Below are 15,608 nucleotides of genomic sequence, written 5' to 3'. Positions count from 1 at the left end.
AATGAAGAAAAAAGTCTACATCATTTCCCACAGTCATTGGGATCGTGAATGGTATATGGCTTATGAACAACACCATATGCGTCTGGTGACTTTGATGGACGATTTATTGGAATTATTCGAAAAAGATCCTGAATTCAATAGCTTTCACTTGGATGGACAAACGATCATCCTAGATGACTATCTGCAAGTCCGTCCGGAAAAACGGGAAGCAGTCCAAAAAGCCATTACCGACGGGAAACTGTGCATCGGTCCATTCTACATTTTGCAGGATGACTTTTTGACCAGTTCAGAATCCAATGTCCGCAACATGCTGGTAGGGATGGCCGAAAGCAAAAAATGGGGGCAGCCGGTCATGTTGGGCTATTTCCCGGATACTTTCGGGAATATGGGACAAACTCCGCAGATGATGCTGCAAGCCAATTTGAAAAGTGCCGCATTCGGTCGCGGTGTGAAACCCATCGGCTTTGACAATGAGGTTTTGCCGGATGACAACTATACTTCTCAATACTCGGAGATGCATTGGCAAGGACCAGACGGCAGTGAGATCTTTGGCTTATTGTTTGCCAACTGGTACAGCAACGGTAACGAATTGCCGACAGAGGAAGAAGAAGCTAAGATCTTTTGGCAGCAAAAGTTAGCGGATGTCGAAAAGTACGGCTCCACCAATCACTATTTGATGATGAATGGTGTGGATCATCAACCGGTCCAAAAAGATGTTACGACAGCAATTCAATTGGCCAACAAATTATTTCCGGAATATGAATTTATTCATTCGAATTTTACCGACTATTTGGAAGCCGTCCAAAATGATCTGCCAGAAGACTTGGGAACAGTCCATGGTGAGCTGACAAGCCAAGAAACCGATGGATGGTACACCTTGGCCAATACCGCATCTGCTCGGGTATATTTGAAACAATGGAATACCAAAGTTTCCCGCCAATTGGAAAATATCGCGGAACCGTTGGCAACGATGGCGTACGATATTACTGGCAACTATCCTCATGACCAATTAACTTACGCATGGAAAACATTGATGCAAAACCATCCTCATGACAGTATCTGCGGCTGTTCGGTAGATGCTGTTCATCGGGAAATGATGCCGCGCTTTGAAAAGGCTGACGAGGTAGGAAAATATATCGCAGAAGAAGCCACACAAGCGCTGGTCCAAGCCATCGACACTAGCAAATTTCCAGAAGAAAGCAAACCATTTGTAGTTTTCAATACCAATGGATCTGCTAAAAGCGGTGTAGCAGAAGTAGAGGTGACCTTGTCTCGTAAACTATTCAAAGAAGGGCAGCCGCACCGATTGTTTGAAGCACTGGAAGCAGAACCTGCCGTGACGTATCATGTAGTGGATGAAAACGGCCAAGAAGTTTCGGCAACAGTCAGTGAAGCCAACGTCCGTTTCAATTATGATTTGCCAAAAGAGGCGTTCCGTGTTCCTTACATGGAAAAATTCGTGACTGTTAAACTTGCGGTGGAACAGATGCCAGGCTTTTCTTGGCAAACATTTGGACTGGTTGAAGGGAAAACTGCAGAAGAAGCTGGCTTTATCCATGAAAACGGCCGCCGTTTGGAAAATCAATGGCTAACAGCCGCTATTGAGAATGACGGTTCTTTGACAGTGACCGATAAAGAAACCGGCAAAACACTAAAAAATCTGCTGGTTTTCGAAGATGTCGGTGATATCGGCAACGAATATATTTTTAAACAACCTAAAGGAGACCGGCCTATTTTATCAACACAGTTTCCTCATCAGATCACTGTTTTAGAAGATAATGGGGTAGAAGGAAAAGTTCTTGTCACACAAACTCTGAATATCCCGGCATCAGCAGATGAGCAGCTGAGTCGCGAACAACAAGCAGTCGTGGAATTTCGTGATCGAAAAGCGCAACGTTCAGCAGAACTGATCCCTTTGACTCTGGAAACGACTATTATCATCAATAATGTCAGCCGTAAGCTGTTTTTTGAAACGTCTGTCAACAACCAAGCAAAAGATCATCGGCTGCGGGCGTTGTTCCCGACAACGATTCATGCGGAAACCCATGAAGCAGACAGTATCTATGAAACGGTCAAACGGTCTAACAAAGTTTCTACCCATTGGGAAAATCCTACCAATCCGCAACATCAACACGCTTTCGTCAATCTGCATCAGGACACTTTTGGCGTGACAATCTCCAACTTTGGGTTGAATGAGTATGAGATTGTGGATGATACTATCGCATTGACCTTATTGCGCTGTGTCGGTGAACTGGGAGACTGGGGCTATTTTCCAACACCAGAAGCCCAGTGCTTGGGAGAACATACTTTCCACTACGGCTTAGAGATCCATGGCGCACCAGAAACACGTTTTGCCACCTACCTTGATGCCCATTTGGATCAAGTACCGTTTATCACAGGTCAGACGACTCATCATGAAGGAATATTGCCTACTAAGCGCCAATATGTAGCGATCGATAGTCCCCGTTTTGCCGTAACGGCATTAAAACGCCGAGAAAGTGATGATAAATTGATCCTGCGAGGGTATAATTTAAGTGATGAGACGGCAGCGTTTTCGATTTCAAAAGGTGAACAAACAAAATCTCAGCTGTTGAATCTGTTAGAAGAACCGATCGGGACCGTCTCAGAAGAACTGCATCCTTATGAGATCCGAACGATCGCTATCGAGGAGGAGAAATAATGTATTTCGGTGGTATTGAAGCTGGAGGAACAAAATTTGTCTGCGCTGTGGCAGATGAAAACCAACAAATAGTTGAAAAGGTCAGCATCCCAACGACGACCCCTGAAGAGACGTTGGCAAAGGTTTTTCAATTTTTTGACGCGTATCCATTAAAAGCAATGGGGATCGGTGCTGGTGTCGTATTAAATGGCGAGATTTTCCAAGGAATCGCGCATCCCGAGATGGGACATATCTATGTCAAACGCCATCCGCAAGACACCTATGAAGGCACCTGCCCTTATCACAAAGACTGCTTGGAAGGCTTAGCGGCGGGACCATCATTAGAAGCTCGTACCGGAATCAAAGGTCAAGAACTGCCGGAAGATCATCCGGTTTGGGACATCCAAGCCTTTTATATCGCGCAGGCTTTAATGAATTACGCGCTGACACTAGCCCCTGAAAAAATCATTTTGGGAGGCGGCGTGATGAATCAAGAGCATCTTTTGCAAAAGATTCGCCAGCAATTCCTCCAACAAATGGCCGGCTATATGGAAACACCGGCTCCAGAAGAATATATCGTTCGCTGGGGACTGCCAAATGAAAGTGGGATCATTGGAAGTTTGTTGTTGGCAGAAGCGGCGGAAAAAGAATGACGCTTTGAAGCCGTAGCCTTTAGAAAATTTATAGAAAAGGATCAAACGATTAATGTTTGATCCTTTTCTGTCTATTCAACGCAAAATAAAAAAGGGAAGGAGCCTTAATCTTCACCCAGCAGCTGAGCGATTCCTTTTTTAAGAGAAGTGATTTTGAAATCTGGAAATGCCTTTTTGAATTTATCAGATATAAAAATATTGTCCACTTCATATCTAGGCAGCAATTCGTCTAATTCCTTAACTTTTTTACTGAAAAACTTGGCAAGCTTAAACTGCCATAAAGGAATGACTTTATATTTTACAGTTCTGTTTAGTAATTTTTCTGAAATAGTAATCATATCTAGATAAGTATGAGGTTCATCACAAGGAAGATGCCAAGTTTGACCATAGGCGCTTGGAGTATTTCCAATTAAAGCCATTGCGCGACTGGCATCAGGAGTCCAGATCAAAGTCCTCAACGTATCTTTACTAACGGGTATGTTAGCAGTGTCGTTAACTTTGATTTTATCTAAAACTAGAGTATTAGTTATGCTTTGAGTTTTATCCGGTCCATAAAATTCTGGCGCACGACAAATAACAGCCTCTAAATGTCCATTTTCTATTTCACTTAAAACTAATTCAGCCGCTTCAGAACGTACGACTGCTTTTCTACCTAAAGGAGAAAATTTAGTATTTTCTTTTTGCGGCGTACTATTTTTGGGATACATATAAGTATTATCAAAAAAAACAAGTTTACTACGAGATTCCTTACAAGCTTCTATGACGTTTTTAGTGATTTTTAAAAAATTTGTTTCCCATAATTCAGAGTTCATTGGTAAACCAACAGTAAAATATACAATATCGCTATTTTCAATCGCTTTTTTTGTTTGATCAAGATCCATTAAATCGGCTGATATTAGCTGGTCGCTAGGGTTGATTTTTTTAGGTTTGCGGCTTACTAACCGAATATCTTTTGTGTAATTGTTGTATAACTCTTTTGCTAATTCATGACCGATCTGTCCATTACTACCTAAGATGGTTTGCATATGTTTAACTCCTCAATATATAATTTTGCAACAGCTCTTACAGAAAAGGGATTTTGCCCTGTGATGATTCGACTATCTTTTAAAGCAAATTCTTTATAAAACCTTTTCTTTTGAAATATCGCATTTCTTTCTTCAGCTGCTTGTTGATTTAAGAATGGTACCACGTTTAATTTTCCAGCTAAAATTTCCTCGGTCTTTGTAAAACCTGTAACTTTTTTTCCGGAAATCAAAAAATTCCCTTGTCTGTCTTTAATATTAAGCAGCCCGGCAATTCCATGGCAAACAGATAAAATATATCCATCATTTTCATAGATGGCTAAAGCAATTTCTTGCAGCTTTTTATTATCAGGGAAATCCCACATAACACCATGTCCACCAGTAAAGTAGATAGCACTATAGTTAGCAGGATTTATTTCTTCTGGTTTTTTCGTATTTATCAAGCCTTCACGGACAAATTTTTTATCTGAATAAATCGCCATAATGGACTTGTCTATATATTTCATACTTCGAGGATCCAGAGGTACAAATCCTCCCAATGGACTTACAAAATCGACTTCAATGCTGTGTTTATGAAGTTCATCAATAAATTCAATGCTCTCGCCAAGCCAAAGTCCGGTCGCTTCGTTTGTGCCAGCATATTTCTGTATATTTGTTTCAACAATCAATACTTTTTTCATGAATTATCCTTCTCATTCATAATACGAATCACTTTGTCCAGAAAGGATTGCAGCTTTTTGATTTCAGTTTGTTCGTGATTAAGGTAGTAAAAATTTTTCTTTCCTTCCTGTCTATAATTTACAATTTTTGCCTCCTTTAAAATTTTTAGATGATGCGAAATTGCTGGTCTAGACAAATTGGTAGTTTCTGCTAATGAGGTAACTTGTAAACCACCACAGTTTTTTTCTTCAAGTAATTGAATAATAATTGCCTGTCTTTTTTCGTCTCCCAAAGCAATTAAAAAATCGCTCAAGTCATGCAGATCTTGTTTTAGAATAGAATAATCATTCAAAGAGATTCCGCCTTTATGGTTTATTAGTTTAAAATATTAAACCATAAATGCGAGGTTTTTGCAATAATGTAAACTTTGTAAGTTAATCTAGGGGAGAGAGGTGCATCGAAGATATCGTTTATCAGTGGTATTACAAATATATTAAAAAAAATATCTATACAGTTAAGAAAGCAAATGAATCAGCATTCTTCTATTTTTGAACTTTTTGTCTATTTTTCTTTTACTCAATAGTTTTATGAGGTTAATATCTCAATTATTTTAAAGCTTCAATGTGATTTCAAATTTATTGCCGGAATTTTTGAAATCATCTTTTTCGCGTCCCAAAAAAGGCTATGGTAGGATGGAATTATCCCCTTTGTTTGCTCTGAAGCTGCAAAAAAATGGGGTATTCTATCGAAAAAGAGGAGGAGTATCATGCTGAAAGATAAAAAGTTTTGGTTTTGTGTGGTTGGTATCGTGGGATTAGGTTTTTTAGTGGGATTGTTGAGCGGGGACTTAGGTGAATACTACGCTTCCTTGCAGAAACCATTTTTTGCGCCGCCGGGTTGGCTTTTTGGTCCCGTTTGGACGGTTCTGTACGCTATGATCGGTATCTGTCTTTATACACTGCTGGAGCTAAAAAACGGCAAAGATAAAAATAATCTGCTGACAATTTTCTGGATTCAGTTAATCTGTAATTTGCTTTGGACTATTTTCTTCTTCAATCTTAAAGCAAACTGGCTGGCAGTGATCGATATCACGTTGTTAGCTGTATTATTGACATGGTTTCTCTATTTATTATGGCACAAGAAAAAAATCAGTTTTTATTTGCTGGTACCGTATTATCTTTGGGTGCTTTTTGCGATGGTGTTGAATTATGGGATTATTGTGGTTAATTAGTCAGTTTTTTTGAAGATCGAATTGTTTTACAAAGAAGCTGGAAAGGCAGAGAAAATTTTGCTTTTCCAGCTTCTTTAGGTATTTAGATTGTTGTAGTATCCCACAATGACAAGGTAAAAAATAACTGAATGTTTTGCTTGTTATTTTTTGTTGGGGAATAGCGAATATTTTCAATCAGACTATAGATTACGACAATTATTAAATAAAAAATTTATTGAAAGCGTTGACAACTATTTAGTTTAACGTTAAACTACTGATGAAGTTGAACGTTAAACTAAAGGGAGGAAAGCTTCATGAAGAAAAGCAAGATGTTAGTGATGTTAGCAACATTTTTGATGGCTGGGGGATTAGCGGCATGTGGAAATGGTAGTCAGGGCGGAAGTGCTGGTGGTACGACAGATACAAAAGAAGATAAGGGAATGGAAGTTCTTGGTGATCAAGTAAAATTTGATCCCAATAAGTTAGTAAACGACGGAAAACCGATTGATATTGAATATTGGACATGGAATGAAGGCGATCCAGCGATTGCAATGGCAAAAGAATATGAAAAAATTTATCCTAATGTCTCTATTAAAGTCGTGAACCATCCTTGGGAAGATTATTGGACTAAGTTACCTTTGGCTTTGAAAGGAAAAAATGGCCCTGCGGTTTTCAATATCCACAATTCTCAACATGATTTATTGATCCCTTATTTACAGCCATATGATATCGATTTAGAAGATTTAAAGGCAGACTTTACGTCGGTAGATCCTCACGTGATCGATGGCAAAGTTTACTATATCGACAGCATGATCAACACGGGTAACATTTACTACAACAAAAAATTATGGGCAGAAGCTGGGTTAACTGATCAGGATATCCCTAAAACATGGGATCAATTCCGGGAAGTTGCTAAAAAACTAACGAAAAAAGATGGCGATAAAATCACACAAGCCGGATTCAACTGGAATGGTGAAACTTACAGTGCAATCTATCAAGGCTTGAATTATCAAAAAGGTGAGTTGCTTTTCAAAGATGATGGCAAAGTCGCAAACTACGATAATGACACTACCAAAGAAAACTTGCAATTTTTACTTGATTTGTATGAAAAAGACCAAGTCGGCTCAAAAGATTTTGGAGCAGACTCTTCCCAAAGTTTTGGCAATGGTCAAACTGCGATGGTTTATAAATGGGGATTCTATTTAAATGAATTGAATACTAATTATCCTGATATCGAATTTGGTGTATTTGCAACACCAACTCCGGATGAATCGGTGCCAATGGCTTATGACCGTTACAATGGTGAAAGCACACCAGGAATCAATAAGAATCAAACAGAAGAACAGCAAGCGGTAGCACAAGATTTTCTAAGATACTGTCTGGCTAATGATGAATATTCAAAAGCGGGCGCGCTGTCTCTTGCTTCTTTCCCAACCAAGAAATCTTTAGCGGATAACGCTGAAATTCTGGATAATCCAATATTGAAGGTAATCGCACCGCGAGTAGATCGCTTGATTTGGCCTGGTCCATTTCCAGCAACAATTGAAACTACAGGTACAAAGACCATGGAAGATGTTTTATTTAACGGAAAAGATTTAGATGGTGCGTTAAAATCCGGTCAGCAACAAATGGAAAAAGATATGCGGGATACGGATTTTGTTTCACTGGAAAATACTTATAAATTTATTGATGAAGCAAATTAATCGGTAATTTCAGGGATGCGGCATGACAAAGTAATCTATCGTTGAGCTTCGACGATAGGAAAGCTCATGTCGCAATCCCTAATAAAAAAGAGGGGTGATTCACTATGGAAACAATAAAACCTAAACGCTCTTTTATCAATTTGAAGAATATCGCGGTCTTGTTATTAGTTGTGTATTTTGCTATTTTTTTGGTTTATCCCATCTATAAAGCATTTGCGGGGAGCTTACATGACTGGAATCCTCTGATTGATAAATATAACTTCGTAGGATTGGAAAATTTTAAAGAGGTGCTGACAAGCGGACTTTTTTGGAAGTCAATGGGAAATACAATGGTGTTTGCTTTTTTCGCAGTAGTTTTTCGGATCGTTTTTGGTTTAGGCTTGGCACTGCTTTTATCTTCAAGGTTAACAAAAGTCAAAACCCTTTTTCAAGGATTGTTTTATATGCCGACCATTACACCATTAGTGGCAGTTTCCTTTGTTTGGATGTGGATGTTCGATCCACAATTTGGTCTGATAAATAAAGTATTCAATTTGGATATCAACTGGCTGAAGGATTCTCAATGGGCATTACCGGCAATCATTATCATGACAATTTGGAAAGATTTCGGTTATGCAACGGTTTTATTTTTAGGTGGTTTAATGGGCCTTCCAGAAGATGTTTTTGAAGCTTCTAAAATCGACGGGGCTACCAGCTGGCAGACTTTTTGGCGGATTACGTTACCGCTTTTGAAACCGACAACGCTTTTTGTTGTTATTACATCGCTGATCACTTATTTGCAAGCATATATCCAGATCTTAATCATGACAAATGGAGGCCCCGGAACATCTACATATGTTATTTCGTATTTGATTTTTGATGAGGCCTTTGTAAAATACAATTTTGGGACAGCTTCAGCGATGGCGATTATTTTGTTTGTTATTATCGGGATTTTAACGATCATCATGTTTAAAGTCACAGGTGAAAGGAATGAAGCATAATGGAAAAAGTGAAATCTCTGGTGTTGAATATATTTTTATTAGTATTGGCATTGATCACGATCATTCCTTTTATCTGGATGCTGCTTTCCGCTTTTGCGCCTAACAGTGAGATCGTAAAAATAGGCGGAGGATTATTTCCTACACCTTCGACTTTGGCAAACTTTACCGGGGTTCAGGAAAAATTCGATTTTATGAGGATGTTCTTTAACAGCTTGTTCGTTGCTGTTTTAACGACTGCAATCATTATTTACACTAGTGCTTTGATGGGGTTCGTTTTTTCAAAATTTCATTTTAAAGGGAAGAATCTTTTATTTGGTGTTGTCTTGAGTACGATGATGCTGCCATGGGCAGTGACGATCATTCCTAAATACGAAATGATGGTGGACTTTGGTTGGTTGAATACCTATAAATCACTGATTATACCCTCGATGGTCAGTGGATTCGGAATATTTATGTTTCGACAGTCTATCTCACAAATTTCTGATGAATTATTAGAAGCGGCACGAGTGGACGGAGCCTCCGATTTTTATATCTTTCATCGAATCATCTTGCCGATGTCCAGAAATGCTATCTCCAGTTTGGCGATTTTTCAATTTCTTTGGAGTTGGGAAGACTTCTTGTGGCCATATTTGATGATTGATGATCAATCGAAACAACTGCTTTCTGTAGGGTTGCGTTTGTTTAATGGACAGTATGGAACAGATTATGGTGGTCTTTTTGCTGCCACATCTATCTCCATCATTCCTGTTATCGTGATCTATATTGCTTTCCAAAAACGGTTCATTGCCGGTGTGGCTAGCGGTTCGATTAAGTAATTGAACATTTTGGATAATCAGCTATAATTACTTTAGCACCACCTGAAAGGACGATGAGAATGAAAATTACGATAAAAAAAATTGCTGAAGAAGCAGGCGTTAGTGTAACTACCGTTTCTAACGTTATCAATAACAAAGCTCATCGCGTTTCAGATGATAAACGTGAACTTATCGAATCGATTATCAAAAAATATAATTATTCACCAAATATGAATGCACGTGCTTTGGTTCAATCATCCTCTCGCTTGATTGGTCTGTTGTATTTCTCACAAACTCCTCGATTGGATTTTACTGATCCTTTTGTTGCCGAAGTATTAGAAGGAATCGAGCGGATCACAAAGCCTAATGGATTTTTTACGCTGGTCCATAAAGTAACTTCACAAAAGGATATTGAAATGATTCAAAAAAACTGGCGTTTTGACGGCTTTATTGCTGTCGGCTTCAGCCAGCCGCTTTTTGAAGAGGTCAATAAAAGTATCCATGTCCCTATTATTTTTGTTGATACTCATTTGGATGAAAAAATATATTCCCGACTTGAAGTATATCCTAACCGCTATTTTCTAAATACTGATGACTATCATGCTGCGCTAATGGCCACAGAGTATCTGATCGCAAACGGACATAAAGATATTGCTTTTCTTTCTTATGGCTTTGATATTCATCAAACTAGTGTTGTACAACAACGCTATCTCGGCTATCTGGATGCGCTGAAGAAAGCAAAATTATCTGTCAAAAATGATTTGGCGTATACCCACAATGACTTTGAAGATATGTTGACAGATAAAGACCATTATTCTGCTGTGCTGGTTACCGCTGACTATCTGGCGATCCGTTTCCTATATTTTTTAAAAAAGCATCAAGCTTATTCCGCAGAAAAGCTGTCGCTGATTGGTTTTGATGATATAAAATATGCAGAGTTCACGGATCCGCCATTAACGACAGTGAAGCTGGATCAACTACGAAAGGGTATGATGGCGATGCAGATGTTAGTTGATATCATTGATCATAAGAAAGAAGTAGCACAGTTGACGAATCTATCCGGGGAATTAAAGATTCGAGAAACTGTAAAAAAAATCAAATAATGATTCGTCTAATGTGTATCTGCTTAGAAAACCAACAAAACAGCCAGGAAACATTATGACAATCGTTTATTAAAATTACGATCCCTGCTTCATAATTGAATGCTAGGGATTTATTTAAAAGAATTTAGTTTAACGTTAAACCACAAAACTTGCGAGTTCTCTTCTGTTGTGATAACCAAGAGTGTCGTGTTGAAATAAAGATATCAGGATGAGGTGTTTTAAATGGTTCAAACAATTGTTCAAGGAGAAAAATATCGCTTTTCGCTATTAACAGAAAAGCTTTTACGACTAGAATATTCTGAAAAAGGCATTTTTACGGATAGCCAGACTCAAGTCGTTATAAATAGAGATTTTGAAGAGGTCCCCTATCAGCTTGTTGAAAGAGAAGATATGATCGAGATCATCACCACCAGCTATCATCTTCATTATCATAAGAATCAGGAATTTAATAATAAAAGTTTGACGATCGATTTTTCTTACAACTTTACTGAGTACCATAATCAGTGGCGCTTTGGGGAAGAAGCAGAAAATTTAAAGGGAACAATTAGGACAGTGGATGAAATTGACGGTGCTGTTCCGTTAGAGGATGGGATTCTTAGTCGAAATGGATTTAGCATTTTGGATGACTCGGCATCCTTATTAGTAGATAAAAACGGTGATCCTCATCCAAGGAGTGATTCGGGAAAAGATGTCTATGTATTCGCCTATGGGCATGATTACCAAGAAGCGCTGAAGGACTATTTTCATTTGACGGGTCATCCCCCAAAGTTGCCTAGATATGCATTGGGGAATTGGTGGAGCAGGTATTGGAAATATACTGAATCGGAATATCGGGAATTGATCACGCGTTTTGAAAAAAAAGAGATTCCACTTTCTGTGGCAGTACTGGATATGGACTGGCATCTGACTGATATTCCGGAAAAATATGGCAGTGGTTGGACAGGGTATACATGGAATCGTGAGCTTTTTCCAGATCCAGAAGAATTTTTGAATTGGCTTCATCAACGGGGATTGGCTGTAACTTTAAATGTACATCCAGCTGATGGAATCAGAGGGTTTGAAGAACAATATCCAATTGTCGCTGAAAGACTGAATTTGGCTTCGGAGATTCAAGAGCCGGCAAAGTTCGATTTCAATAATCCGGAATTCAGAAAGGTTTATTTTGAAGAAATCAACCACCCATTGGAAAAAATTGGAGTCGATTTTTGGTGGCTGGATTGGCAGCAAGGAGAACAGAGCAGTATTCCTGGTCTTGATCCATTGTGGACATTGAATCACTATCATATTTTAGATATGAAGAAACAGGGGAAAGATCCAGTGATTTTGTCCCGTTTCGCTGGACCAGGAAGTCATCGTTATCCTATTGGATTTTCTGGCGATTCAATCGTGACCTGGCGCTCATTGGCCTTTCAGCCTTATATGACTGCGACCGCAAGTAATATCGGCTATACTTGGTGGAGCCATGATATAGGGGGACACATGCACGGTTACAAAGACGAAGAGCTGGCATTGCGTTGGGTCCAATTTGGGGTGTTCAGTCCGATCAATCGGCTTCACAGTTCCAGCAGTCCTTTCTTCAGTAAAGAACCGTGGATTTATGGAATGGATATCGAGAAGAACATGATTCGATTTTTACAGCTGCGTCATGAGTTAATCCCATATCTTTATACCATGAATGTTTTAACTGCTGAAAAGGGATTGCCTCTTGTTCGTCCGCTTTACTACGATCATCCTGAAGAAGACAACGCGTATACTTACAAAGACGAATATTTTTTTGGATCAGAGTTATTAGTCAGCCCTATTATAAAACCTGAAAATAAAAAACTTCATTTATCAGAAAATCGCCTGTATCTTCCTGAAGGGGATTGGTATGATCTTTTTACAAATTTGCGCTATTCCGGAAATGTTGAATTGTCTGTTTATCGCTCCTTAGATTCGATCCCTGTTTTTGTAAAGGCGGGTGGAATCATTCCTTTTGACGGAGATCTCAAAAAAACTAACAGTGAAGAGTTGCCACTACGTTTACAGTGGAAGATTTTTCCCGGAAAAAGCAATCACTTTGAGCTGATTGAAGAAAAAGATGGAAACCGAGCAGTTACAACGATACGCTTGGATTATGAACAAAAAGTCGTTACAATTATGGTAGAAGATCCAAATCAGGTTCTGCCTTCTGAAAGAGAACATTTATTGACTTTTTGCGGAACTGAGATGTTTGAACCAAAAGGTGATTTGGGACAGACTTTACCTTTTGATTTAAAGTTATCTGAAAGAAGTTTCTTGATCGACGCAGCTTTTTCTAATGCTATAACAATTAACGTAGAAGGGTTTCAGCCAGTTCAAACACAGGTTATTCGCGATAAATTTTTTGATCTCCTAAATAAGGCAGAAATTCCATTTTCCGAAAAGGAACGGATCTGGTGCTATTTCAAAGAAACTACTGACGGCTTCAAGCTGACAGCTTTCTTACAGCAGATTGAAAACGAAGATCTGCGAAATGCTTTGTATGAATTAATTTATATCCAAAGAAGTTAGAATTATACTAGCAGAAAAGAGAATCTCCCAGTATCCTAAAAGTAGGATCGAGATTCTCTTTTCCGATATATTGACTTAGGTTCACACATAAACTGATCTCACATCAAAAGGAGAATATGCATGAAGATTTCTTTAAATGATTACACAAAAGAAGAACTGGAAAAAGCGGAAAGTATCTTATTCAATGGAAACGGATTTATTGGGGTGCGAGGGAACTTGGAAGAGGCCTATTATGATTTTTTCGCTACCAATCGTGAGACGTATCTGAATGGTTTTTATGAAACGAAAACCATTTCTTATCCGGAAAAAATGGCGGGTTTTACCCCGACAGGAGAAACGATGATCAGCGTAGTAGACGGACAGACGACCTTGATCAAAATCGGTGAGGAAGCTTTTCGGATCGATCAAGGAATGGTAGAAGAGTCCGAACGTTATGTCGATCTGGAAAAGGGGATGACAGTCCGTAAATTGGTGTGGAAGTCTCCTAAAGGACGAGTGACTAAAATCGCGATTTATCGGCTTGCTTCATTTACCTATAAAAATCTTTTTGCCATGAAAATCGATTTTGAACGAATCAATCATCAGGAGCCAATTGAATTAGAGACTCATTTTAATTTCCAACCAGTCAAAACCATCGATAAAAATGATCCCCGAATGAGCCACGAAATCCACTCATTGGAGGTGACCGAGGATCCAACAAAAAAGAACGCTTGTTGGTTTGAAACGAAAAACTCTCATTTGAAAGCCCAACTGCAGTGGAAAATAAAAGGCGGACATCTTGCTACGCGATGGCTAGAGGAGCGGATCGTTGTACAGACCGCTTTGGAAAATACCAGCTATGAAAAAATCCTTAGTTATGGATTCTATGAAAACGACCAACAAGGTCTTGATCTGGATTTTGATGCATTAGCGACATTGCAGGAAGAATATTTGAAAGAATTTTGGCAAACCGCAGCTATCAGGATAAAAAGTGAGCTTCCTTTAGAGGAAAGCGTGAATTACAGCACCTATGCATTATTGCAATCTGTCGGGACAGATGGACAGACCAGTGTCGCCGCCAAAGGACTCAGCGGCAGCGGTTATGAGGGTCATTATTTTTGGGATGCAGAGATGTATGTATTCCCAGTGTTTCTCCATTTGAATCCAGAGATTGCTAAGCAGATGTTGCAGTTTCGTATCAACACATTAGCGAAAGCCCAAGAAAATCGGCGGTTATTCGGATATCGATCAGGAGCGCTCTATCCTTGGCGAACGATCTCTGGTTCTGAATCTTCAGCTTTCTTTGAAGCCGGATCCGCCCAGCATCATATCAATTCGGATATCGCTTATGCCTTTATCAGTTATTATCGGCAGACAAATGACATGGATTTTATGATCCAAGGCGGTTTTTCCGTGCTGTTAGAGACTGCGCGGGTTTTCAATGAGATCGGCTATTATCGAGACGGCAGCTACCATATTGATAAGGTGACAGGTCCTGATGAATATTCGGTACTGGTGAATGATAATTTCTATACTAATCGAATGGTTCAGCATCATTTTGAGTGGGTGGATCGTTTAGCACAACAAATAAAAACGGAATATCCTAATAAATGGAAAGAGATCCAAGAAAAGTGGCAGGTCACGGACGAAGAACTGAATCAGATGAGAGAAAAAGCAATACACATGGCTAAGCCGATGAATGAAGAACTAGGAATCATTGCACAGGATCGCGATTTCCTAAACAAAGCTTTTTGGCCGTTGACAAAAGAAGAAACCCACTATCCACTCTTGATGCATTATCATCCGTTAATGATCTATCGCTATCAGGTAGCGAAGCAAGCCGATGCGGTATTGGCACTCATGTTGTTTCCGGAAGATTTCACCGAAAAAGTAGCAACTGATACAGTAGCATATTATGATCGCATCACGACTCATGATTCCACACTTTCCTATTCGGCATTCGCAACGGTCTATAGTCGTTTGGGCAATGTAGAAAAGGGATATCAATATTTTCTGGAAAACGCCCGAGTCGATTTGGATAATACCCATGGAAACACGAAGGACGGTATCCATACGGCATCAATGGGTGGAACATTCCTAACGATCATTGAAGGATTTTGCCATTTGTTTTTTGATGAAAATGGACCGAAAGTCGAACCCCATTTACCTAAAGAAATAGAAGAAATCAGCTTCAACACCATTTATAGAGGAGAAACATATACCATCTCTGTAATGCAAAATGATCACACCATCAAGAAAATGGATATACAGTAAAAACAACCCCGCTACCTTATTTATCAGCGTAAGGTAGCG

At 39.2% G+C, this 15,608-nt stretch carries 12 protein-coding genes; 9 read left to right on the top strand and 3 right to left on the bottom strand.

Annotated elements, in window-relative coordinates:
- The first annotated feature begins 1 nt into the window (after position 1).
- Together EFB00_RS12865 and EFB00_RS12860 are read left to right on the top strand one after the other, a co-directional pair.
- Positions 2–2,680 carry an alpha-mannosidase gene (locus EFB00_RS12865; RefSeq protein WP_122647283.1) on the top strand — a complete coding sequence of 893 codons (2,679 nt, stop codon included), beginning with the start codon at positions 2–4 and terminating at the stop codon, positions 2,678–2,680.
- On the top strand, positions 2,680–3,312 hold the full coding sequence (locus tag EFB00_RS12860; protein ID WP_122647282.1) for an ROK family protein: 633 nt from the start codon (positions 2,680–2,682) through the stop codon (positions 3,310–3,312). The genes EFB00_RS12865 and EFB00_RS12860 overlap by 1 nt, the downstream gene beginning before the upstream one ends.
- A gap of 104 nt (positions 3,313–3,416) precedes the next feature.
- Here EFB00_RS12860 and EFB00_RS12855 read toward each other — a convergent pair whose 3' ends face one another.
- From EFB00_RS12855 to EFB00_RS12845, 3 genes are read right to left on the bottom strand one after another with little or no spacing between them, the layout of a single operon-like run.
- On the bottom strand, positions 3,417–4,337 hold the full coding sequence (locus EFB00_RS12855; RefSeq protein ID WP_122647281.1) for an NAD-dependent epimerase/dehydratase family protein: 921 nt from the start codon (positions 4,335–4,337) through the stop codon (positions 3,417–3,419).
- Complete coding sequence (locus EFB00_RS12850; protein WP_122647280.1) at positions 4,322–5,014, bottom strand: type 1 glutamine amidotransferase domain-containing protein; 693 nt, start codon at positions 5,012–5,014, stop codon at positions 4,322–4,324. Before EFB00_RS12850 ends, EFB00_RS12855 begins: the two co-directional genes overlap by 16 nt.
- Entirely contained in the window at positions 5,011–5,346 is a 336-nt protein-coding gene (locus tag EFB00_RS12845) for an ArsR/SmtB family transcription factor (protein WP_122647279.1), read from the bottom strand. The genes EFB00_RS12850 and EFB00_RS12845 overlap by 4 nt, the downstream gene beginning before the upstream one ends.
- Before the next feature lie 414 nt (positions 5,347–5,760).
- On the opposite strand from EFB00_RS12845, the gene EFB00_RS12840 reads away from it, so the two are divergent.
- From EFB00_RS12840 to EFB00_RS12810, 7 genes are all read left to right on the top strand, one after another.
- A complete protein-coding gene (locus EFB00_RS12840; protein ID WP_122647278.1) occupies positions 5,761–6,225 on the top strand; it encodes a TspO/MBR family protein in 465 nt (154 codons plus the stop codon).
- 293 nt (positions 6,226–6,518) lie between these two features.
- A complete protein-coding gene (locus tag EFB00_RS12835) occupies positions 6,519–7,907 on the top strand; it encodes an extracellular solute-binding protein (protein ID WP_122647277.1) in 1,389 nt (462 codons plus the stop codon).
- A gap of 104 nt (positions 7,908–8,011) precedes the next feature.
- A complete protein-coding gene (locus EFB00_RS12830) occupies positions 8,012–8,887 on the top strand; it encodes a carbohydrate ABC transporter permease (protein ID WP_122647276.1) in 876 nt (291 codons plus the stop codon).
- Positions 8,887–9,702, top strand: a complete 816-nt coding sequence (locus EFB00_RS12825) for a carbohydrate ABC transporter permease (RefSeq protein ID WP_122647275.1) — start codon at positions 8,887–8,889, stop codon at positions 9,700–9,702. The genes EFB00_RS12830 and EFB00_RS12825 overlap by 1 nt, the downstream gene beginning before the upstream one ends.
- 59 nt (positions 9,703–9,761) lie before the next feature.
- The gene (locus EFB00_RS12820; protein ID WP_122647274.1) at positions 9,762–10,784 is read left to right on the top strand and encodes a LacI family DNA-binding transcriptional regulator; all 1,023 of its coding nucleotides are present in this window, start codon (positions 9,762–9,764) and stop codon (positions 10,782–10,784) included.
- A 222-nt stretch (positions 10,785–11,006) separates the two neighbouring features.
- Positions 11,007–13,316 (top strand): glycoside hydrolase family 31 protein, encoded by a 2,310-nt coding sequence (locus EFB00_RS12815; protein ID WP_122647273.1) that lies wholly within the window; start codon positions 11,007–11,009, stop codon positions 13,314–13,316.
- Positions 13,317–13,436: 120 nt separating this feature from the next.
- Positions 13,437–15,569 (top strand): glycoside hydrolase family 65 protein, encoded by a 2,133-nt coding sequence (locus EFB00_RS12810; RefSeq protein ID WP_122647272.1) that lies wholly within the window; start codon positions 13,437–13,439, stop codon positions 15,567–15,569.
- Positions 15,570–15,608: the final 39 nt, after the last annotated feature.

Source organism: Enterococcus mediterraneensis (genome assembly GCF_900604485.1).
In the GTDB taxonomy this organism is placed as follows: Bacteria; Bacillota; Bacilli; order Lactobacillales; family Enterococcaceae; genus Enterococcus_C; species Enterococcus_C mediterraneensis.
Note: the sequence above shows the minus strand (reverse complement) of the source record. Positions and strands in the feature narration are given on the sequence as shown.